The organism is Halorubrum sp. CBA1229 (assembly GCF_003721435.2).
Lineage (GTDB): Archaea > Halobacteriota > Halobacteria > Halobacteriales > Haloferacaceae > Halorubrum.
The window spans coordinates 1,299,058-1,318,189 of the sequence record NZ_CP054585.1 but is presented as its reverse complement, the minus strand read 5'-3'; the positions used below and the strand labels follow the sequence as shown (position 1 = coordinate 1,318,189).

Genomic DNA, 19,132 nt, shown 5'->3' with positions numbered 1-19,132 from the left:
CCGCCGTTACCATATAAAAAGGGAGTTCGGTTAAGCCGGTTTAATTCGGATTTTATCCGACTTAACGGCTCTCTACCGCCTGTTTCGTCGATCGGGGCGACTGCGCGGTTGATCGCCGCGAATCGGGGTCGTCTTTGCGGCGGTTCGGGTCGGCTCGCGGCTCGCGCGCGCTTCGGACGCGCTCCGGTCGCGCTTGACCCGTCGGCGGCGAGTCGGACCGATCTCCGCGGAGCGAGCCGCGTCGGCGCCGGCGCTCGTTTATAAACCGTCGCCGCCGTCGACGCGGGCGACGAGGGCGGCGGCGGCCTCGGCGGCGCGCTCCTGAACCGCGTCGGCGTCGAGCGTCAGGACCTCGCGGTCGCGCATGAGGACCTCGCCGTCACAGACCGTGTGCCGGACGTCGCTCCCGCGCGCCGCGTACGCGAGGTGGGAGACGGGGTCGTGGACGGGCGTGAGATGCGGGGCGTCGAGGTCGACGACGGCGAGGTCGGCGGCCGCGCCCGGCTCGATCCGGCCGCCGGGGAGGCCGAGGGCGTCCGCGCCCGCCGCGGTCGCCATCTCCACGACCGCCTCGGCCGGGACCGCCGCGGCGTCGTCCGCGGCGAGCTTCCCGAGCATGGCGGCGTCGCGCATCTCGTCGAAGACGTCCAGGTCGTTGTTCGAGGCCGCCCCGTCGGTGCCGAGCGCGACCGTGACGCCCGCCTCGCGGAGCCGCTGGACGGGGGCCATCCCGCTCGCGAGCTTCATGTTCGAGGCCGGGCAGTGGACGACCGCGGTCCCGGCGTCGGCGAGCCGGTCGATCTCGTCGTCGTCGAGGTGGACGCCGTGCGCGAAGAAGTCGTCCGGGCCGAGCGCGTCGATGTCGGCCGCGTACGCGATCGGGCGCTCCCCGCGCTCGTCGACGATCGGGTCGACCTCGTCGGTCGTCTCGTTCGCGTGGAGGTGGACCGGGACGCCCGCCGCCCGCGCCTCGGCGACCCCTTCGCGCAGGAGCTCCTCGCCCACCGTGGTCAGCGAGTGCGGCATGAACGCGGTCCGGATCCGCCCGTCGGCGGCGCCGTCGAGCTCGCGGGCGACCGCGAGGCTCTCCTCGACGTCGGCGCGGGCGTCGGCCTCCTCTTTCCCGACCGTCACGACGCCGTGGCCGAGCCGCGCGCGCAGGCCGGCGCGGTCGACGACGTCGGCCACCCGGTCCATCGCGAAGTACATGTCCGCGAACGCGGTCGTCCCGGAGCGGATCATCTCCAGCGCGCCGAGCGCGGCGCCGGCCTCGATATCGTCGGGCGTCAGCTCGGCCTCCGCCGGCCAGATGTCTTCCCGCAGCCACGCGTCCAGCGGCTTGTCGTCGGCGTACCCGCGGAGCAGCGTCATCGCGACGTGCGTGTGCGCGTTGACGAGCCCGGGGATCACGAGCGAGCCCTCGGCGTCGAGGGTCTCGTCGGCGCTCGATGGGACGTTCTCGTCGGCGACGCCCCCCGTCTCGTCGCCCACCGCGAGGACCGTCCCCCCGTCGCGGTCGACCGTCACGTCCGACTCGGTCACGGCGCCGTCCGGACGGAGCACCCGGCCGCCCGTCACGCGAAGCGTGTTCATACGGACCCATCCCGGCCCCCGAACCAAACGGCTTCGGTTCGAGTGCGACGGGGGAGCGCGCCGCTCGTCGTCTCCCGCGCCCGCGACGGGCTTAGGCCGCTCCGGCCCCTCCGTGTACGCGTGACCGCCGACGTCCACGCGCACACGTCCTACTCCGACGGCTCCGGGATCCCGCTCATGGTCGACGCCGCCGAGGCGGCGGGGCTCGACGCCGTCGGCTTCGCCGACCACTGCAGCCTGAGCGAGGCGTGGCGCGACGAGCGGCTGCTGTGGAACCGCAACTTCGACCGCACGCACGAGCGGCGCCGCGAGGCGCTCGCGCTCGCCGCCGACCGCACCGACCTGACGCTCTACGACGCGGTCGAGATGGACTACGAGCCCGGGCTGGAGCCCGCGATCGAGGCGTTCCTCGACGACGCCGACTTCGACTACGCGCTGGGGAGCGTCCACTACGTCGCCGGGAAGCAGGTGTTCCCGTTCGAGTCGTTCGCCGACGCGAGCGACGCCGAGCGCCGCGCGTTCGTCGACGACTACTACGACGCGGTTGTCTCGCTCGTCGAATCGGAGCTGTTCGACGTGCTCGCGCACGTCGACCTCGTGGAGAATCACCCCGCGCTCCGCGGGCTCACGACCGACGCCCACCGCGAGCGGGTGGCGGCCGCCTGCGCCGACTCCCGGACGGTCCCGGAGATCAACGCCGGCCGGGCCGGCGATCGCGGCGAGTTCGACCTCTTCCACCCGACCGAGCCGTTCCTGGAGGCGTTCCGCGAGCGAGGCGTCCGGTTCGTCGTCGGCACCGACTCGCACGACCCCGAGGATTTCGGCGACAGGGCGCCCCGGCTGGAGCGGTACCTCGCCGAGGCGGGGATCGAACCGCTCCCCGTCGAGGCGGTCCTCGGCGACTCCGACGGCGGCTTCCCGCCCGCCGCGGAGTCGGGACCCTCCGAAGCCCCTTAGGCCAGCGCCGCCGGAGTGCCGGCATGGCAACCGACCCCCAGCAGGCGTGTTTCGAGGCCGGGATCAAGTTCGGATCCCTGTACCACCAGTTCGCGGGGACGCCCGTCAGCCCGTCGAGCACGCGAAGTCTCGAAGCCGCGATGGCGGAGTCGATAGAGAACCAGCCGTTCTGCGAGTCGGTGACCGTTGACATCCACGACGACCGCGTCGCCGACGCGATCGACCACGAGAACGGGTACACGGAGCTCACCGGCTCGCTGATGGACGTCGAGATGCGGATCGAACGCGAGGGCGTGACGGTCCGCACGCGGATGACGATGACCGACGGCTACCCGCTGATGGAGCTCGTGTCGGTCGAGGACTGAACCGCGTTCACTCCGCCGAGTCCACGTCGCGGATCGTCCCCACGCCCTTGCTCGACCCCTCCCGGAAGACGAACCGTTGGCCCGCCTCGACGAGATACGGGCGGAACTTGAACCGGACCCGCGTCCGGCCGGTGTCGCCGGGGAGGAGCCGCCCGCCCTCGGGCGCGAAGACGGCCGCCTCGGAGACGGTCTCCACGTGGACGACCGGCTCGTACCCCTCTCGGATCCGCGTCGGGTGGTTCAGCACCATCACCTCGGCCTCGAACTCGCGGACCGGATCGGGGTCGCTCTCGCGGGGCACCAGGGCCATCCCCCGCTCGATCTCCGCCTCGTCGACGCCCTTCAGCGCGATGCCGACGATCCGGCCGGCAGTCGCCTTGTCGACCCGGTGGTAGTGCATCTCGATCGACCTGACCTCCACCTCGCGGAAGGAGCCGTCGGCCATCGGGCCGAGGAGGAGCTCGTCGCCGGCCTCGACGGTGCCGGAGTTGACGGTGCCGGAGGCGACCGCACCGACGCCGGTCACCTTGTAGCTCCGGTCGACGTACATCCGGAACTCCGCGCGCTCCGGGGTCGCCCGCTTCGGGAGCGTCTCGAACAGCCGGTCGAGGGTCCCGAGCCCCTCCTTCGTCACCGCGCTGGTGCGGAGCAGCGGGACGACGCCGTCGCCGACCTCCGCGACCGCCGCGTCGATCCCGTGGCGGTCGACGAGGAGGGGCGTCTCGCCGACGTCCCGGAGCATCGACTCGACCTCGCGCTCCACGTCGGCGAGCCGCTCGTCGCTCACGGCGTCGGCCTTCGTGATCGCGACGATGGTCGGGAGCTCGGTCGCCAGCAGGATGCCGAGGTGTTCTCGGGTCGTCTTCGTCGGGCCGTCGTCGGCGGCGACGACTAAGAGCCCGTAGTCGAGCTTCTGGCCGACCAGCCCGCGGATCGTCGTCCGGAGCCACGGCTCGTGGCCGACCGTGTCGACGAACGAGACCAGCCGGTCGGCCTCCTCGACGATCCGCGCACGGTCGGACTTGCGGTGCGGGTTGTCCATCCGGACCGGCTCCTCGCCGCCGTCCTCGAACCCGTAGACGGCGTACGACAGGTCGGCGGAGAGCCCCCGCTCGACCTCGTGGGGCTGGACGTCGAGGAAGCCGCGGGTGCCCCCCTGCCCGTCGTCGGCCCGGCCGGTGACGAGGGTGCCGACGAGCGTCGACTTCCCGTGGTCGACGTGGCCGGCCGTCCCGATCACGAGGTGGTCGTCGTCCGTCTCGAACATCCCGCCGTCGCGGAGGGTGGCGAGGCCGACGAGCCCGGCGTCCGTTCCGTTCCCGTCCGCGCCGGCGCTCCACGTCTCCACGTCGGCGATGTGGGCGTCCGCCTCGTCGGCGAGAAGCGAGAGCACGTCCATCGTCTCGGAGAAGGCCTCGGGCGCGATCCCGGCCAGCCCGCCGTCGTCGGTGACGCCGATGACGTAGGTCGCTTCGCCGTCGCCGGAGAGCACCCGGTGGCGGAGCTGCGCCACGAGCGACTCCATCCGGCCCTCCGCCAAGTGAACCTCGCGCGTCAGTCGCTCCTTGAACTCGATCGCGCCGCCGTCGCGCTCGCCGCGCTCGATGGCCCGCCGCAACGCGGACCGGTCAGCGCTCATACCCGCTCGTAGGCGACAGCCGGGCTTAACGGTTTTCGTGCGATCCGTCCCCACGTACCGTGGCGTTCGGACCGCCTCCGCGCGACGCACTTTTTAACCGACGGCCGCGGAGAACGGTGGTATGGACACGACGGTTCCCCGCGTTTCCGAACGGCGCGTCCACGTCGCGCCGCTCGGCCACGAGCGCGACCGCATCGTCGAGCCCCTCCGCAGATACGGCGCCGACGTGGTCTACCTGCTGGCCGACGCGCCCGCCCGCGACGCCGCTCGAGGCACCGTCGACTTCGAGGCGGCCGCCGCGGGCCCGGACGGCAGCCGGGTCGAGGTCGACGGGCTCACCGACTACCAGCGCGACGCGTGGGCGGCGGCCGCCGAGTTCGCCTCGGTGCGAGCGCTTCCGGTCGAGCTCGCCGACGTGTACGACGTGCTCGGCGTCACGACGACGATCGCCGCGAAACACGGCGCCGGCGAGCCCGCCGGCGACAGGCTGTTCGCCAACGTCTCGACCGGACCGCGGATCGCCGCGGTCGGCGTCGCCATCGCGTGCATGATCGTCGGCGCGCGCCCGTACAGCGTCGAGCCGGAGACGCACCGCCACGACGTGCGCGAGGAGCCGCTCACGGCGGGCGTCGCGGAGACGGTCGACCTCCCGATCTATCCCATGGACGCGCCGACGACCGATCAGGTCGCGGTCCTCGGCAGGCTCCACGAACGCGACGACGACCACCTGACGACGGACAAGTGGAACCTGATCGAATGGGCACGCGAGCGCGACCTGTCGTTCCTCCGGAAGGCCGGCGAGAGCCGGACCGCGAAGTACCGCGCGCTGGAGACGCACGTCCTCGATCCGCTCTTGGACCGTGGCTACGTCGAACTGGAGGACGTCGGGCGCTCGGACACTGTCAGGCTCACCGAGACCGGTCGCCGCGTCTTCTTCGCATTCCAGCACAAGCTCGGCGGGGAGTGAGGACTCCGGAGCGTGCGGCCGACGCCGAACGGTTCGTTCGTCGTGCGCGGATTGTTCGGTTTATCCGGACGATACACAGCTAACGTAGAACGTTCCCCAACCCCTCGATCCGAACGCGTGACGCCCCGTCGGCCGGGCGCGACGCCCTCCGCCCGCCGATCACCCCCTCCTACGCCGAGGGCCGGTCCCCTGCCGCCGGCCCGCCGCTGTCGGTCCGCCCCCGCCGCGGGCTCCGACCCGCGGTATCCCCCGCTGACGCCGTTGCGGCCGTCCGGCGGGACGTCACGGACGGCGGTTTCACCGTCGTTTTCCGGGCTCCTTCGCTCCCGACTCACTCCTCGGTCAGGTCCACGTACGTCCGCCGAACAGTTACGGGCGTCACGCCGGCGACGTCGGCGGCTTCCTGCTGCGTGCAGTCGGCGCCCAGCTCGCGGGCCGCGGTGTACAGGCAGGCGGCGGCGACGCCGACCGGGTTGCGGCCGTTCGCGATCCCCTCGCTCACGGCGCGCTCCGCGAGTTCGCCCGCCCGGCGCTCCACGTCGGCCGCACAGCCGAGGTCGCTCGCGAACCGCGGGAGGTACTCCGCCGGACCGGTCGGGCCGATCGGAAGCCCGAGCTCGCGGTTCATCGCGTCGAAGGCGGCCCGGTGCTCGTCCTCCGTCGCCTTCGCCTCGCCGCAGACCTCCCCGACGGTCCGGGCGACGTCGGCGGTGCGGCAGGCGACGTAGACGCAGGCGGCAGCGAACCCCTCCAGCGACCGACCGCGCAGCAGGCTCTCGTCCTGCGCGGAGTCGAACAGCGCGCAGGCCGTGTCACGGACGCTGTCGGGGAGCTCCAACACGCCGGTCAGCCGCCGGATCTCGGTGTAGGCGTACACCTTGTTGCGGTCGCGCTTCGTCGAGATCTGCGCGCGGTTGTGCTGGGTCCGCATCCGCGCGAGCCGCCGGCGCTTGCGCCCCTTCACGCGGGTCGACCGGCCGATCTCCGTCGAGAGGCCCCTGTCGTGCCGGGAGCGCGTCAGCGGCGCGCCGGTGCGCTTCGGGTTCGCGTCGTCGTCGTCGAACGACCGCCACTCCGGGCCGTGGTCGATCCGGTCGGCCTCGACGACGAGCCCACAGTCGGCGCAGACGCGCTCGGCGGCGTCGACGCGGGTCCGACCGCCGCACTCGGGACACTCGTCGACGGCGGTCGTCTCGCCCGTGTCCGTCGTCGTCTCCTCTCCCGCTGCAGTCGCGGTCGCCTCGCTCTCGGCGGTCGACGCTCCGTCGGCGGTCGCCTCCTCGACGCGGTCGGTCGTCTCGGTGCGGTGCGAACGGACACGGGTAGAGCGTGCTCGGCTCATCACACGTCGAACTCGGGCCCGATACCTTACTTAAACCCGGGAGAATTCGAGGGTGATCGCCCGGATCGACGCGCTCGAACCGACCGGTTACCGGTCGGTGACTGCGCCGCTCACTCCGTCGCAGTACGGTGGTTTTAACTCGCAGAGGGAGCCATCGGTTCGCATGACGCTGTCGGAGATCGCGGACGGGCTGGAGGTGACCGCGAGCCAGCGCGATCGCGGAGTCGCCGTCGCCGACGACACGGAGACGCCGCTCGTCGACCGCCTCGCGGCGCACGCGGACGACCTCCCCTGTACCCCGGCCGCGACCGCGACGCTGGTCGACGCGTACACGGCCGGGCGGAGCGTCGGCGACGCCGCCCGCGAGGCCGGCGTGGCCCCGATGACGGGCGCGAAGGCGCTGCACCGCTGCGGCGTCGAGGGCGTCTGTCCGCTCGCGCCGAGCCGGCGGAGCGTCGTCCGCGACTGGCTCGACGGGAAGATTGCGCGCAGCGAGGCGGTGGCGCTCACCGGGGGCGACGAGGCGGACTTCGCGCTGGCGACGTACGTCGAGACCCACGACCCGGTCCCCGCGGTCGCCGACGCCGTCGCCGCGCACGTCGCGGGCTCCGCGCCGCTCGGCGACGGCCTCCGCGGCGACGGCGACGCCCTCGGCGGCGCGCTGGGGTCGCCCGACGGCCTGCGCTGAAAACCCGCTCGACCGCATTCACTCTTACCGCCCGGTTCGACCGGCTCAGGACCGGATCCGCTCGACCAGCCCCGGCTCCTCGAACTCGATCCCGAGCGCCGCGTCGAACGCGCGCTCGTACGTCTCCGCCAGCGCCGCGACGTATTCGCCGGTCCCCGTCGCCGCCTCGGGAGCGCTCTCGACCGCGGGGTCGACGGGCGGAAGCCGAGTGTCGGCGTTCTCCCCGATATCGCTCTCGGCGTCTGACCCTCCCGCGCGAGCCACCGCGATCGTCCCGTCGACGCTCCCGCCGACGTCGGCCACTCGGCCGCGGAGCCGCTGGAGCGCGTCGCGGCCGTGCGCCGTCGCAGGAGTCACCGCTTCGACGCGATCGGCGGCCGTGACCGCGGCGACCGCCTCGTTCGATCCGACGGGGGCGGCGTCGACGACCACGGCGTCGTAGGCGGTCGCCGCCTCGTCGATCCGTCGCTCCAGTTTCCGCGCGGCCTCTGCCGTCTTCGCGCGGGCCGCGCGCTCGAACGGCGCGCGGGCCGGGAGCAGGTCGACGCGCCCCGGGAGGTCCGGGTCGCCGTCGCTCGACTCGGCGTCGATCGGGTACGCCGCCGCCGACAGCGACGCGCCGGTCTCGTCGGTGACGAGCGCCGTGATGTCGGCGTCTATCCGCCCCGAGACGTACTCGGAGAGCCCTTGCGTCGTGAACGCGGCGTCGACCACGGCGGCGTCGCGGCCGTCGCGCGCCCCCAGCGCGGCCAGTTCGACGGCGGTCCGCGTCGTCCCCGCGCCACCGGTCGCTCCGACGAGCGCGAGCGTTCGAGTGTGCATGGCTCCGCTCGCTTGGGTCGATTGTTAAGCGCCGCGGATCGCCGCTGCCCCGACACAACGTTTATATCATATTTATTAATAAGGGTACTGACACATGGCCGCTATCGCAGACGGGAAGTGGCGCGCGCTCGTGCTCGTCGGCGTCGCGGAGCTGTTCGCGATGACGCTCTGGTTCAGCGGGACGGCCGTCGGACCGGAACTGGCCGCGGCGTGGGAGCTCTCCGCCGCCGAGACGGCTTGGCTGACCAACGCGGTCCAGCTCGGTTTCGTGGTCGGGGCCCTCGCGTCGGCGTCGCTGACGATCGCCGACGTCGTCCCGCCGCGGTACCTGTTCGCCGGCTCCGCCCTGCTCGGCGCGGCGGGGACGGCGGCCATCGCGGCGGTCGTCGCCAGCGGCCCGCCCGCGATCGCCCTGCGATTCCTGACCGGCGTCGCGCTCGCGGGGGTGTACCCCACCGGGATGAAGATGATGGCGTCGTGGTTCGACGCGGGGCGAGGGCTCGCCATCGGCGTTCTGGTCGGCGCGCTGACGGTCGGGTCGGCCTCGCCGCATCTCCTTCGTGCGGTCGGCGGGATCGGTCGCCCCGACGCGGTCCTCTACGGTACGGCCGCGCTGGCGACGCTCGGTGGAGCGCTCGTCCTCGCGTACGAGGACGGCCCGCACCAGCCGGAGACGGCGCCGTTCGACCCCGGCGCGATCCGGCGGATCGTCACCGACCGCGGCGTCGTCCTCGCGAACGCCGGCTACTTCGGTCACATGTGGGAGCTGTACGCGGTCTGGACGTGGGTCCCCGTCTACATCGCCGCGAGCTTCGAGGCCGGCGGGGTGGTCGACGCCGACAGCCGCGCCGCGCTGCTGGCGTTCGCGACCATCGCCGTCGGCGGCGTCGGCGCGTGGCTGGCCGGATCCGCGGCCGACCGGTGGGGCCGGTCCGCCGTCACCAGCCTGTCCATGGCCGTCTCGGGGAGCGCCTGTCTGCTCGCGGGCGTCGTCTTCGGCTCGTCGCCGCTCGTGGTCGTTCCCTTCGTCCTCGTCTGGGGATTCTTCATCGTGGCCGACTCGGCGCAGTTCTCCGCCGCCGTCTCCGAGCTCGCCGACGAGAGCTACGTCGGCTCCGCGCTGACCCTACAGACCGCCGTCGGCTTCCTCATCACCATCGCCTCGATCCAGCTGGTCCCCCTCGTGCGGGACGCCGCCGGTTGGCAGTGGGCCTTCGCCCCGCTCGTCGTCGGTCCGCTCGTGGGCACCGGCGCGATGCTGTGGCTCCGCACCCTCCCGGAGGCCGACCGGCTCGCCGGGGGACGGGGGTGACGGTCGGCGGGCGTTCGACCGCCGGTCGGTGTCCCGAGGCGACGGCGGACCGATCGATGTCCCTCGGGCCAGCCGCTCAGCCGTCGATCGCGGCGGTCACGTCCTCGGCGACGGCGTCCAGCTCGTCGTCGGAGAGGCCGGGTCGCTCGCCGCCGACCGCGTGGAGGGGCGCGCCGCCGTCGCCCTCGAACCGCGGGATGATGTGGACGTGAACGTGAGGGACTTCCTGGCCGGCCGCCTCGCCGTCGTTGATCCCGACGTTGGCGCCGTCGGCGTCGACCGCGGCCTGCACCCGCGGGGTGAGCTCGGTCACCGTCGCGAACAGCTCGCTCGCGAGGTCGTCGTCGAGGTCGCCGACGTGCCGCGCGTGCGATTTCGGGATCACGAGCGTGTGGCCGCGCGCGAGCGGGTTGGCGTCGAGGAACGCCAGCACGTCGTCGGTCTCGTGGACGGTCCGCGCCGGGATGTCGCCGGCGACGATCGAACAGAAGATGCAGTCGTCGGACATACTCGAGGGGTCGACGCCTCGACTCATCAAGGTTTCCCGGGTGCGGGGGTGTTCTCACCGCCGGGCTCGGCTCCGTCCTACTCGTTCGCGTCGGGGAACGGTACCTCGATCAGGTCGCCGTCGTCCGGGAGGATGACGCCGCCGTCGAACGCCGCCCGCGCCTCCCGGCGGATCGGCGAGGCGTCGGCGGCGTACCGCGAGGAGATGTGGACCAGCGCCAGCCGCTTCGCGTCCGCGCGGGCGGCGATCCCCCCGGCCTCGCGGCCGGTCGAGTGGGCCGTGTCGCGGGCGCGGTCGGCCATGTCGTCGGCGAAGGTCGCGTCGTGGACGAGCAGGTCGGCGCCCTCGGCGACCTCGACCGTTCGCTCTCGCGGGCGCGTGTCGGCGGTGTACACGAGGGTCCGGCCGGGCCGCGGCGGCCCGACGACCTGGTCCGGCTCGACGATCGTCCCGTCCTCGGCCTCGACCGGCTCGCCGTCGTGGAGCCGGCCGAACTTCGGGCCGACGGGGACGCCCAGCTCCTCCGCCTTCGGGCGGTCGAACCGACCGGGGCGGTCGTCCTCGTCGAGGACGTACCCCTGCGAGACGGTCCGGTGTTCCGTCTCGAACGCACGGACCTCGTAGCCGTCGGCGTCGAGCGCGACCTCGTCGGGCGCGACCGCCTCGATCCGGACCGGGAACGCGGGGTCGTGACCGACTGCGTGGACCAGGTCTCGGAGGTCCTCCTCGGTTCCGGGCGGGCAGTGGACCGTCAGCGGCGCCGACCGGTCGTTGAATCCGAGCGTCTGGACCAGTCCCGGGATCCCGAGGACGTGGTCGCCGTGGAGGTGCGAGACGAACACGTGGTCGACCCCGAACCCGGTGCCGTGCCGCATCATGCCGCGCTGGGTCCCCTCGCCGCAGTCGAAGAGGAGGCGGTCGCCCTCGCGGTTGACGAACAGTGCGCTCGGCGCGCGCTCGGTGGTCGGGACGGCGCCGCCCGTTCCGAGGAACGTGACGCGAAGGGACATACCCCTCCTGCGGCCGGCGGCGATAAACTCCTTTCGAGGCGGGCGGCGGGGTCCCGGTCGGTCCGGCGGTGAGTCGTCCCGGTCGGCCCGGCGGTGAGTCGTCCCCGCCGACCCCGAAACGATCCGAGGCCGACGCGATCCGAGCCGAAGCCGACATGTGCCCGCCGCCCCGAACGCGACCATGCACGACTCGATCGCCGCGCTCGTCCGACAGGAGGGGTGGCATGCGGAGGGCGCAGCCGCCCGGGTCCACTACGACGGCGGCGGCGCCCGGTTCGCGGTGGAGTTCTACGCGGACGCCGAGTGCGTCCTCTACTGGACGGTGCCCGCCGCTGCCGGGACCGACGCCGAGGACGCGGCCGACGCCTCGACGGCGGCGGACGACTCGACGGCGCCCGCCACGGCCGCCCCGGTCCCTCGCGACGACATCCCGGATCCCCTCCGACGGCGCATCCGAGAGGACCTCGCCGCCGCCGACGTCGACCCGTCGGTCGAGCGCCGCGAGGTGTGACCGGATCGCCGAGCGCTACGAGGCGAAGCCGATCCCCGAAACGCGGCCGTTGGCCTCCGATACCGGAGATTTCCGCCGATGTATTTCGATTCGAAGGAAACCTATTTGCGGCGCGATACGATATGAAACGGTAATGAGTAGCGTCGAGTGGGAGGAAGACGACCCCTTCGAGGAACAGCGGGAGAAGATCGAGAACCCGATGAAACGGCTGTTCCTCGCGTACGGTCGCGACTACCTCCCGCAGGTCTCCGTCGGTATCCTCGCCAGCGTCTTCGCGCGACTCCTCGATCTGCTCCCTCCCCTGATGCTCGGTATCGCTCTCGACGCGATCTTCCGCGGCGAGGCCCCGTTCGACGAGCAGATCCCGCTCGTGTTGCTGCCGGACGCGTGGCTCCCGACCGCGCAGACCGAGCAGTTCTGGTTCACGATCGCCGTCCTCGTCGGCGCGTTCGCCTTCGGCGCGGCGTTCCACTGGGTCCGCAACTGGGGGTTCAATGCGTTCGCCCAGAACATCCAACACGACGTCCGGACGGACACCTACGACAAGATGCAGCGGCTCAACATGGAGTTCTTCTCGGACAAGCAGACCGGGGAGATGATGTCCATCCTCTCGAACGACGTGAACCGGCTGGAGCGGTTCCTCAACGACGGGATGAACTCCGTGTTCCGCCTGGCCGTGATGGTGCTCGGGATCAGTGTCCTGCTGTTCTGGATCAACTGGCAGCTCGCCCTGGTCGCGCTGTTGCCCGTGCCGGTCATCGCCGGATTCACTTACCTGTTCATCAGGACCATCCAGCCGAAGTACGCCGAGGTGCGGTCGACGGTCGGCAAGATGAACTCCCGGCTGGAGAACAACCTCGGCGGGATCCAGGTGATCAAGTCGTCGAACACGGAGCCGTACGAGTCTGACCGCGTCGACGACGTGTCGATGGACTACTTCGACGCCAACTGGGACGCGATCCGGACCCGGATCAAGTTCTTCCCGGCGCTCCGCGTGCTCGCGGGCATCGGCTTCGTCCTCACGTTCGTCGTCGGCGGGCTCTGGGTGTTCCAGGGACCGCCCGGCCCGTTCACCGGCGAGCTCTCGGAGGGGATGTTCGTCGTGTTCATCCTCTACACCCAGCGGTTCATCTGGCCGATGGCGCAGTTCGGGCAGATCATCAACATGTACCAGCGCGCCCGTGCCTCCTCCGCGCGGATCTTCGGGCTGATGGACGAGCCCTCGCGGCTCGCCGAGGACCCGAACGCCGAGGAGCTGGTCGTCGACGACGGCGACGTCGTCTACGACGGCGTGAGCTTCGGGTACGACGAGGAGACTATCGTCTCCGACATCGACTTCGAGGTTGAGGGCGGGGAGACGCTCGCGCTGGTCGGTCCCACCGGCGCCGGCAAGTCCACGGTGCTCAAGCTCCTGCTCCGGATGTACGACGTCGACGACGGGTCGATCCGGATCGACGGGCAGAACGTGCGCGACGTGACGCTCAAGTCGCTCCGACGGTCGATTGGCTACGTCGGGCAGTCGTCGTACCTGTTCTACGGCACCGTCCGTGAGAACATCACGTACGGCACCTTCGAGGCGACCGACGAGGAGGTCCGCGAGGCCGCGCGGGCCGCGGAGGCGCACGAGTTCATCCAGAACCTCCCGGACGGCTACGACACGATGGTCGGCGAGCGCGGCGTGAAGCTCTCGGGCGGCCAGCGCCAGCGCGTCACGATCGCGCGGGCGGTGCTCAAAGACCCCGACATCCTCGTCTTAGACGAGGCGACCTCCGACGTCGACACCGAGACGGAGATGCTGATCCAGCGCTCGCTCGACCGGCTCACGGCCGAGCGGACGACGTTCGCGATCGCCCACCGTCTCTCCACGATCAAGGACGCCGACACCATCCTCGTGTTGGAGGGCGGGGAGATCGTCGAGCGCGGGACGCACGCGGAGCTGCTCGACAACGGGGGGCTGTACGCCCACCTCTGGGGCGTGCAGGCCGGCGAGATCGACGAGCTGCCCCAGGAGTTCATCGACCGCGCGCAGGAGCGCACCGCGCGCCTGATCGAGGACGCGGAGACCGACGACGACTGAGGGCGCGGGGCCGCCCCGCCCGGCGGTCTCCCTCCCCGACCGCTCACGTCGACAGTCGGCTCCAGTCGTCCGCGCCGCCGTTCTCGCCTTCCTCCGGCCCGTCCGCTCCCGCCGTCGCCCCGTCGCTCCCCGGCTCCTCGCCCAGCGCGTCGAGGATCGCGTCGCGCACCTCTCGCGGCTCGTGGAACCGGTCCCGCCCGCATCGCTCCAGCGTCGTCTCGAGCCGCTCGCCGCCGGTTCCGGTCTCCAGCTCGAAGCCGCCGTACTGCTCGACCAGCTCCGCGACCGACACCGGGTAGCTGTGCTCGCGGAGGGCCCGCTTCAGCGGTCCGAACGTCACCCCCGCCGTTCGACCGTGTTCCTCGCTCTCATTCCCCATGGGTGGCGTCTCGTCCGGCAGCGGAATAATTCCCCGGGGCGATCGCCCCGCGTCTGCGCTGTCCCGCCTCCGCGTCGCCTCCCAGCGCCGCCCCGACTCGGCGCCGCCCGAAGACCGTCGGCTATACGGCGCGTCCCGCCGAGGGGGCCGTATGCGACTCGCGGACGCCACCTGGACCGACGTGCGCGACGCCGACGTCGACGTCGCGTTCGTCCCCGTCGGCAGCACCGAACAGCACGGTCCCCACGCCCCGCTCGGGACCGACACGCTCGACGCCGTCGCCGTCGCGGAGGCGGGCGCGGCGGCGTACGAGGACGAGGCCGCCGACCGCGACGCGTCCGAGGGACGCACGGGCGAGGTCGCGGTCGCCCCGCCGATCCCCGTCGGCGTCGCCGAGGAGCACCGCGCCTTCGACGGGACGATGTGGGTCTCGCCCGACGCGTTCCGGGCCTACGTCCGCGAGGCGGCGGAATCGCTGCCGCACCACGGGATCGACCGAGTCGTGTTCGTCAACGGGCACGGCGGCAACGTGGGGGCGCTCGCGGAGGTCGCCCGTCGGTTCTCGCGCGACTCCGCCCACGACGGGTACGCCGTCGCGTTCACCTGGTTCGAGGCGGTCGGCGAGCACGCGGGCGACATGGGCCACGCCGGTCCGCTGGAGACGGCGCTGCTGCGCGCGACGAACCCCGACCTCGTCCGCGAGGACCGGACCGAGGAGGCCCGCGAGGGCGCCGCAGACCGGTGGGGCGAGTGGGTATCGGGGGTGAACCTCGCGCACGACTCGGACGAGTTCACGGGGAACGGGGTCGTCGGCGATCCGAGCGCCGGCGACGCGGCGCGCGGCGAGGAGCTCCTCGACCTCGCGAGCGACGCACTGGCGGAGCTCGCGGCGGCGGTCGTCGAGCGGGAGTCCGCTTAAAAACGCGAGACGCTACTCGTCCTCGGCCGCCTCCGCCGCGTCCTGCAACGCCCCGCGGATCGCCGGGACGGTGCCGGTGAGCGAGCTGACCTCCTCGGCGGCGCTCTCGATGTCGCCGACGAGCGACTCCAGCTCCTCGATCTCCGCTTTTAAATCGTCGGCGTCCTCGAAGGCGTCGGCGCGCTCGCCGAGCACGTACGCCTTCTTCGCCGACCGGACGGAGTCGATCGCGTCGCCGACGTCGAGGGCGGACTTGAGCCCGTTGAGCGCGCCGAGCACGTTGTCCGCGTCCGTCTCCCACACCGCGTCCGGGTCGGGGAGCTCCCCCCGGGCGGCCGCGAGGTGCTCTTCGACCTCGGCGCGGGTCTCTTCGGCCGCCTCGCCGAACAGGTCGTCGTCGTCGAACGTGGACTGGCTCATACCGGAGACGTCGTGCCGACGCCTTTTAAAAACGCGCCCGAAAGCGGAAGTGAAACCCCGGCCGACGGGGCGTCAGGGTCTCGGTTCGCTGCGGGACGGCGTTCAGTTCCGCCGCGCCCCCGTCTCACGGCCGGACGAGGAGCTCCTCTACGCTCGGCCCGGACGGGCCGCGGTCACACCCGATTCCACGGCGCCTCGTCGAAGTCGACGATTCGCTCGCCGCGGTCGAGCGCGTCGATCCGCTCGATGTCCTCGGGATCGAGGTCGATGTCGCGCGCTGCCCAGTTCGCCTCGACGTGGTCGAAGTCGGCGGCCTTCGGGATCGGCGCGACCCGCTCCTTCGAGAGCAGCCACGCGAGGCTCACCTGCGCCGGGCTCGCGTCGTGTTTCGCGGCGACCTCCCGCAGGACGTCCACGTCGGCCACCCGGTTGCGCGCGATCGGCGAGTACGCGACGAGCCAGTGGCCGTGTTCGGCCGCGAGCTCGCGCAGCTCCTCCTGTTGGAGCAGGGGATGACACTCGACCTGGTGGGCGAACACGTCGTGGTCGAGCCGGTGGATCGCCTCCGCGAGCTGGTCGGGCCGGAAGTTCGAGAGCCCGATCCGGTCGACCACGCCCTCGTCGACGAGGTCGTCGAGGGCGGGCAGCGTCTCCGCGGGGTCGTAGGTGTTGATCGGCCAGTGGACGTACAGCAGGTCGATCGAGTCGACGCCGAGCCGGTCGCGGCTCACCCGCGCGGTCGCGGTCGCGTCGTCGTACGAGAGGTTGTCCGTCGACAGCTTCGTCGCGATGAACAGTTCGTCGCGGTCGACGTCGGTGCGGTCGATCCCCGCCGACACCGACGCCTCGTTGTCGTACCCCTGCGCCGTGTCGACGTGACGGTACCCCGTCTCCAGGGCGTGGGCGACCCCGGCGACGCACTCCTCGCCGTCCGCCAGCTTGTACGTCCCGTACCCGAGCCGATCGAACGCGTCGGTCATACCGATCCGGCGGCCGCGACTCCCGTCAACGTACCGGTCGCTCTCGCGTCCGCCGGTCCCTTCGATCCCGCGCTACCGACGGATTTCCCGCCGAACTGCGTTATCACGCGTAATATTTGGGCAGCAGTTATTATGCCGATACGATCCCTGGAAATCAGTACACTATGCAAGAGGGATCGTCCTCCGGCGTGCGGTCGAGTTACGGCGCGAAGCTCGCGCTGTCTCTGATCGGGGTCATGGGGGTCTCAGTTTCATACGGGGTCATCGTCTACCTCCGCGCGGAGGGGACCGGGGCCGCGGGCGCGGAGATCCGCTCCGGGCTCGTTGGGATGACGCTGTTGACGGTGATCGGGCTCGCGCTCATCGGGGTCACCGTCGGATCGAACACGGTCATCTCCCTGCGACAGCTCACGGCCAAGGCCGAGCGGATGGCCGAGGGGGACCTCGACGTGACGCTGGAGACGGGGCGGCGAGACGAGATCGGGCGGCTGTTCCGGGCGTTCGACGCCATGCGCGGCTCGCTGCGGTCGGAGATCGCCGACGCCGAGGACGCCCGCGAGGAGGCGGAGCGGGCGCGGCGCGAGGCGACGGCGCGCGCCGAGACGGTCGAGCGCAAGGCGACCGAGTACGAGTCGGCGATGCGCGCGCTCGCCGACGGCGACCTGACCCGGCGGGTCGACCCCGACAGCGACAACGAGGCGATGGCGCGCGTCGGTGCCGCGTTCAACGAGATGGCCGACGAACTGGAGGGGACGGTCGCGTCCGTCGCGACCGTCGCCGAGGACACCGCCGACGTCGCCGGGACGGTCGACGACCGCACGGAGAGCCTGCGGGCGACCACCGGCACCGTGAGCGAGGCGGTCGACGAGATCGCCGAGGGCGCGCGCACCCAGCGCGACGACTTGCAGGCGGCGACCGACGAGGCCGAGAGCCTCGCGTCGTCCGCCGAGGAGGTCGCCTCCACTGTCACCGACGTGGCTGAGACCGCCGAGCACGCCGCCGCGGTCGGCGAGGAGGGGCGCGAGGCCGCCGAGGAGGCGCTCGCCGAGATGGACGCGGTCGAGGAGACGACCGCGGAGACGACCGCGGAGGTCGAGGCGCTCGCGGAGGAGGTCGAGGAGATCGGCGAGGTGGTCGACACCATCTCGGAGATCGCCGAGCAGACGAACCTGCTCGCGCTGAACGCTTCCATCGAGGCGGCTCGCTCCGGCGCCGAGGGCGCCGGCTTCGCGGTCGTCGCCGAGGAGGTGAAAGCGCTGGCCGAGGAGACTCAGGAGTCGGCGAGCGAGATCGAAGCCCGGATCCACTCCGTCCAGGAGCGCGCCGAGACCGGCGCCGACGCGATGGAACGCACCGAACAGCGGATCTCCGCCGGAGTCGACACCGTCGAGACGTCGATCGACGCCTTGGAACGCCTCGCGGAGGCCTCCGAGCGGACCGACACGAGCATGACCGAGATCACCCGGGCGACCGAGACGCAGGCCGACTCCGTGGACGCGGTGGTCGGGCACGTCGAGGACGTCTCTGCGATCAGCGCGCAGACCGCGAGCGCGGCCGGCGACGTCACCGGGGCGGTCGACGAACAGGAGCAGACCCTCGGCGCGGTCGAGACCGCCGCCGAGTCGCTCTCGGACCGCGCGCTCGCGTTGCGCAACGCGGTCGAAGACTTCGAGTTCGCGACCGACGACGCGCTCTCGGAGCCCGACCCGACCGCCGCGGACGCGACCGCCACGGCGATCTCCGACGGCGGAACCGCGGGTGACGACGGCGGTCAACGGCCCGGCACGCGCGGGGGCGACGGCGAGACCGCCTTCGACTTCTCGCACGGAAACGACGCGCCGGACGACGCGTCCGCCGGCGGGGAGGGGGTGAACTGAGATGCTGGTCGACACGACGATATGGGCGTGGCTCGGCGTCCTCGCGATGGGGGCCGGGACGATCCCGCCGCTGTGGAACTGGTTTACCGGGTCGTCGTCGGGCGAGTCGCACGCGCGGTACTACGCCACGCTCGCCGGCGTCACCGGGGTCGCGGCGCTCGCGTACCTCGCGATGGCGCTCGGGTTCGGCACGGTGGCGACGCCGGGCGGCGACCTCCCGGTCGCCCGCTACCTCGACTGGCTGATCACGACCCCGCTGCTGCTCCTCTACCTCGGCCTGCTCGCGCGTCCGTCGCGGCGCGTTCTCGCCGGGTTGATCGCGGTCGACGTGGTGATCATCGCCGGCGGGATCGCCGCGGTCGTCACGGCGGGAACGCTCTCGTGGGGTCTGTTCGCCGTCGCGTCGGCGGCGTACGCGGTGCTCGTTTACGGCCTGCTCGTGGCGCTTCCGCGGTCGGCGTCGGCCGAGGGGGACCGCGTTCGCGCCGTCTTCGGGACCCTCCGGAACATCACGGTCGTCCTCTGGACGCTGTACCCGGTCGTCTGGGTGCTCGCGCCCACCGGGCTCGGGCTCCTGACGGCCTCCACGGAGATGCTGGTGTTCGTCTACCTCGACATCGTCTCGAAGGTCGGCTTCGTCGTCGTCGCGGTCGCGGGCGCGGACGCGTTCGACGGCCTCGGCGCGGAGAGCGGCTCGGGCGGCCTCGGTGCGCCCGGCGGCGCGCTCGACGGCGACGAGCCCGCCGCGTCGCTCGGCGACGACTGA

19 protein-coding genes are annotated in these 19,132 nt (G+C 72.0%); 10 read left to right on the top strand and 9 right to left on the bottom strand.

Annotated elements, in window-relative coordinates:
* Positions 1-258: 258 nt before the first annotated feature.
* Positions 259-1,593 carry an amidohydrolase gene (locus tag Hrr1229_RS06590; protein WP_123113633.1) on the bottom strand — a complete coding sequence of 445 codons (1,335 nt, stop codon included), beginning with the start codon at positions 1,591-1,593 and terminating at the stop codon, positions 259-261.
* Positions 1,594-1,713: 120 nt separating this feature from the next.
* Between Hrr1229_RS06590 and Hrr1229_RS06585 the strand changes: the two genes are divergently transcribed.
* Together Hrr1229_RS06585 and Hrr1229_RS06580 are read left to right on the top strand one after the other, a co-directional pair.
* Positions 1,714-2,550 (top strand): PHP domain-containing protein, encoded by an 837-nt coding sequence (locus tag Hrr1229_RS06585; RefSeq protein WP_255212573.1) that lies wholly within the window; start codon positions 1,714-1,716, stop codon positions 2,548-2,550.
* Between the two features lie 23 nt (positions 2,551-2,573).
* A complete protein-coding gene (locus Hrr1229_RS06580) occupies positions 2,574-2,915 on the top strand; it encodes a dihydroneopterin aldolase family protein (protein ID WP_123113634.1) in 342 nt (113 codons plus the stop codon).
* A 7-nt stretch (positions 2,916-2,922) separates the two neighbouring features.
* On the opposite strand, the gene Hrr1229_RS06575 is transcribed toward Hrr1229_RS06580, so the two are convergent.
* Positions 2,923-4,554 (bottom strand): GTP-binding protein, encoded by a 1,632-nt coding sequence (locus Hrr1229_RS06575; RefSeq protein WP_123113635.1) that lies wholly within the window; start codon positions 4,552-4,554, stop codon positions 2,923-2,925.
* 121 nt (positions 4,555-4,675) lie between these two features.
* Here Hrr1229_RS06575 and Hrr1229_RS06570 point away from each other — a divergent pair, with 121 nt between their 5' ends.
* Positions 4,676-5,521, top strand: a complete 846-nt coding sequence (locus tag Hrr1229_RS06570) for a DUF6293 family protein (protein ID WP_123113636.1) — start codon at positions 4,676-4,678, stop codon at positions 5,519-5,521.
* Positions 5,522-5,852: 331 nt separating this feature from the next.
* On the opposite strand, the gene Hrr1229_RS06565 is transcribed toward Hrr1229_RS06570, so the two are convergent.
* Entirely contained in the window at positions 5,853-6,863 is a 1,011-nt protein-coding gene (locus Hrr1229_RS06565; protein WP_123113637.1) for a transcription initiation factor IIB family protein, read from the bottom strand.
* 163 nt (positions 6,864-7,026) lie between these two features.
* On the opposite strand from Hrr1229_RS06565, the gene Hrr1229_RS06560 reads away from it, so the two are divergent.
* Positions 7,027-7,551 (top strand): hypothetical protein, encoded by a 525-nt coding sequence (locus Hrr1229_RS06560; protein WP_123113638.1) that lies wholly within the window; start codon positions 7,027-7,029, stop codon positions 7,549-7,551.
* A 45-nt stretch (positions 7,552-7,596) separates the two neighbouring features.
* On the opposite strand, the gene Hrr1229_RS06555 is transcribed toward Hrr1229_RS06560, so the two are convergent.
* Positions 7,597-8,373 (bottom strand): AAA family ATPase, encoded by a 777-nt coding sequence (locus Hrr1229_RS06555; RefSeq protein ID WP_123113639.1) that lies wholly within the window; start codon positions 8,371-8,373, stop codon positions 7,597-7,599.
* Between the two features lie 94 nt (positions 8,374-8,467).
* On the opposite strand from Hrr1229_RS06555, the gene Hrr1229_RS06550 reads away from it, so the two are divergent.
* The gene (locus Hrr1229_RS06550) at positions 8,468-9,685 is read left to right on the top strand and encodes an MFS transporter (RefSeq protein ID WP_123113640.1); all 1,218 of its coding nucleotides are present in this window, start codon (positions 8,468-8,470) and stop codon (positions 9,683-9,685) included.
* A gap of 76 nt (positions 9,686-9,761) precedes the next feature.
* Here the strand turns inward: Hrr1229_RS06550 and Hrr1229_RS06545 are convergent, their stop codons facing one another.
* Together Hrr1229_RS06545 and rnz are read right to left on the bottom strand one after the other, a co-directional pair.
* On the bottom strand, positions 9,762-10,193 hold the full coding sequence (locus tag Hrr1229_RS06545; RefSeq protein ID WP_123113641.1) for an HIT family protein: 432 nt from the start codon (positions 10,191-10,193) through the stop codon (positions 9,762-9,764).
* 77 nt (positions 10,194-10,270) lie between these two features.
* Positions 10,271-11,203: a ribonuclease Z gene (gene rnz / locus Hrr1229_RS06540; protein ID WP_123113642.1), complete on the bottom strand. Its 933-nt coding sequence runs from the start codon at positions 11,201-11,203 to the stop codon at positions 10,271-10,273.
* 181 nt (positions 11,204-11,384) lie between these two features.
* On the opposite strand from rnz, the gene Hrr1229_RS06535 reads away from it, so the two are divergent.
* Both Hrr1229_RS06535 and Hrr1229_RS06530 read left to right on the top strand, forming a co-directional pair.
* A complete protein-coding gene (locus tag Hrr1229_RS06535) occupies positions 11,385-11,714 on the top strand; it encodes a hypothetical protein (RefSeq protein WP_123113643.1) in 330 nt (109 codons plus the stop codon).
* Positions 11,715-11,847: 133 nt separating this feature from the next.
* Positions 11,848-13,791, top strand: a complete 1,944-nt coding sequence (locus tag Hrr1229_RS06530; protein WP_123113644.1) for an ABC transporter ATP-binding protein — start codon at positions 11,848-11,850, stop codon at positions 13,789-13,791.
* 43 nt (positions 13,792-13,834) lie between these two features.
* Here Hrr1229_RS06530 and Hrr1229_RS06525 read toward each other — a convergent pair whose 3' ends face one another.
* Entirely contained in the window at positions 13,835-14,170 is a 336-nt protein-coding gene (locus Hrr1229_RS06525; protein ID WP_123113645.1) for a hypothetical protein, read from the bottom strand.
* Between the two features lie 151 nt (positions 14,171-14,321).
* On the opposite strand from Hrr1229_RS06525, the gene Hrr1229_RS06520 reads away from it, so the two are divergent.
* The gene (locus Hrr1229_RS06520) at positions 14,322-15,089 is read left to right on the top strand and encodes a creatininase family protein (protein ID WP_123113646.1); all 768 of its coding nucleotides are present in this window, start codon (positions 14,322-14,324) and stop codon (positions 15,087-15,089) included.
* 12 nt (positions 15,090-15,101) lie between these two features.
* Here the strand turns inward: Hrr1229_RS06520 and Hrr1229_RS06515 are convergent, their stop codons facing one another.
* Positions 15,102-15,509 carry a DUF5790 family protein gene (locus Hrr1229_RS06515; protein WP_123113647.1) on the bottom strand — a complete coding sequence of 136 codons (408 nt, stop codon included), beginning with the start codon at positions 15,507-15,509 and terminating at the stop codon, positions 15,102-15,104.
* A 173-nt stretch (positions 15,510-15,682) separates the two neighbouring features.
* Entirely contained in the window at positions 15,683-16,489 is an 807-nt protein-coding gene (locus Hrr1229_RS06510; RefSeq protein ID WP_123113648.1) for an aldo/keto reductase, read from the bottom strand.
* A gap of 164 nt (positions 16,490-16,653) precedes the next feature.
* On the opposite strand from Hrr1229_RS06510, the gene Hrr1229_RS06505 reads away from it, so the two are divergent.
* Positions 16,654-18,366 (top strand): methyl-accepting chemotaxis protein, encoded by a 1,713-nt coding sequence (locus tag Hrr1229_RS06505; protein ID WP_123113649.1) that lies wholly within the window; start codon positions 16,654-16,656, stop codon positions 18,364-18,366.
* 1 nt (position 18,367) lies between these two features.
* Positions 18,368-19,132 (top strand): bacteriorhodopsin, encoded by a 765-nt coding sequence (locus tag Hrr1229_RS06500; protein WP_123113650.1) that lies wholly within the window; start codon positions 18,368-18,370, stop codon positions 19,130-19,132.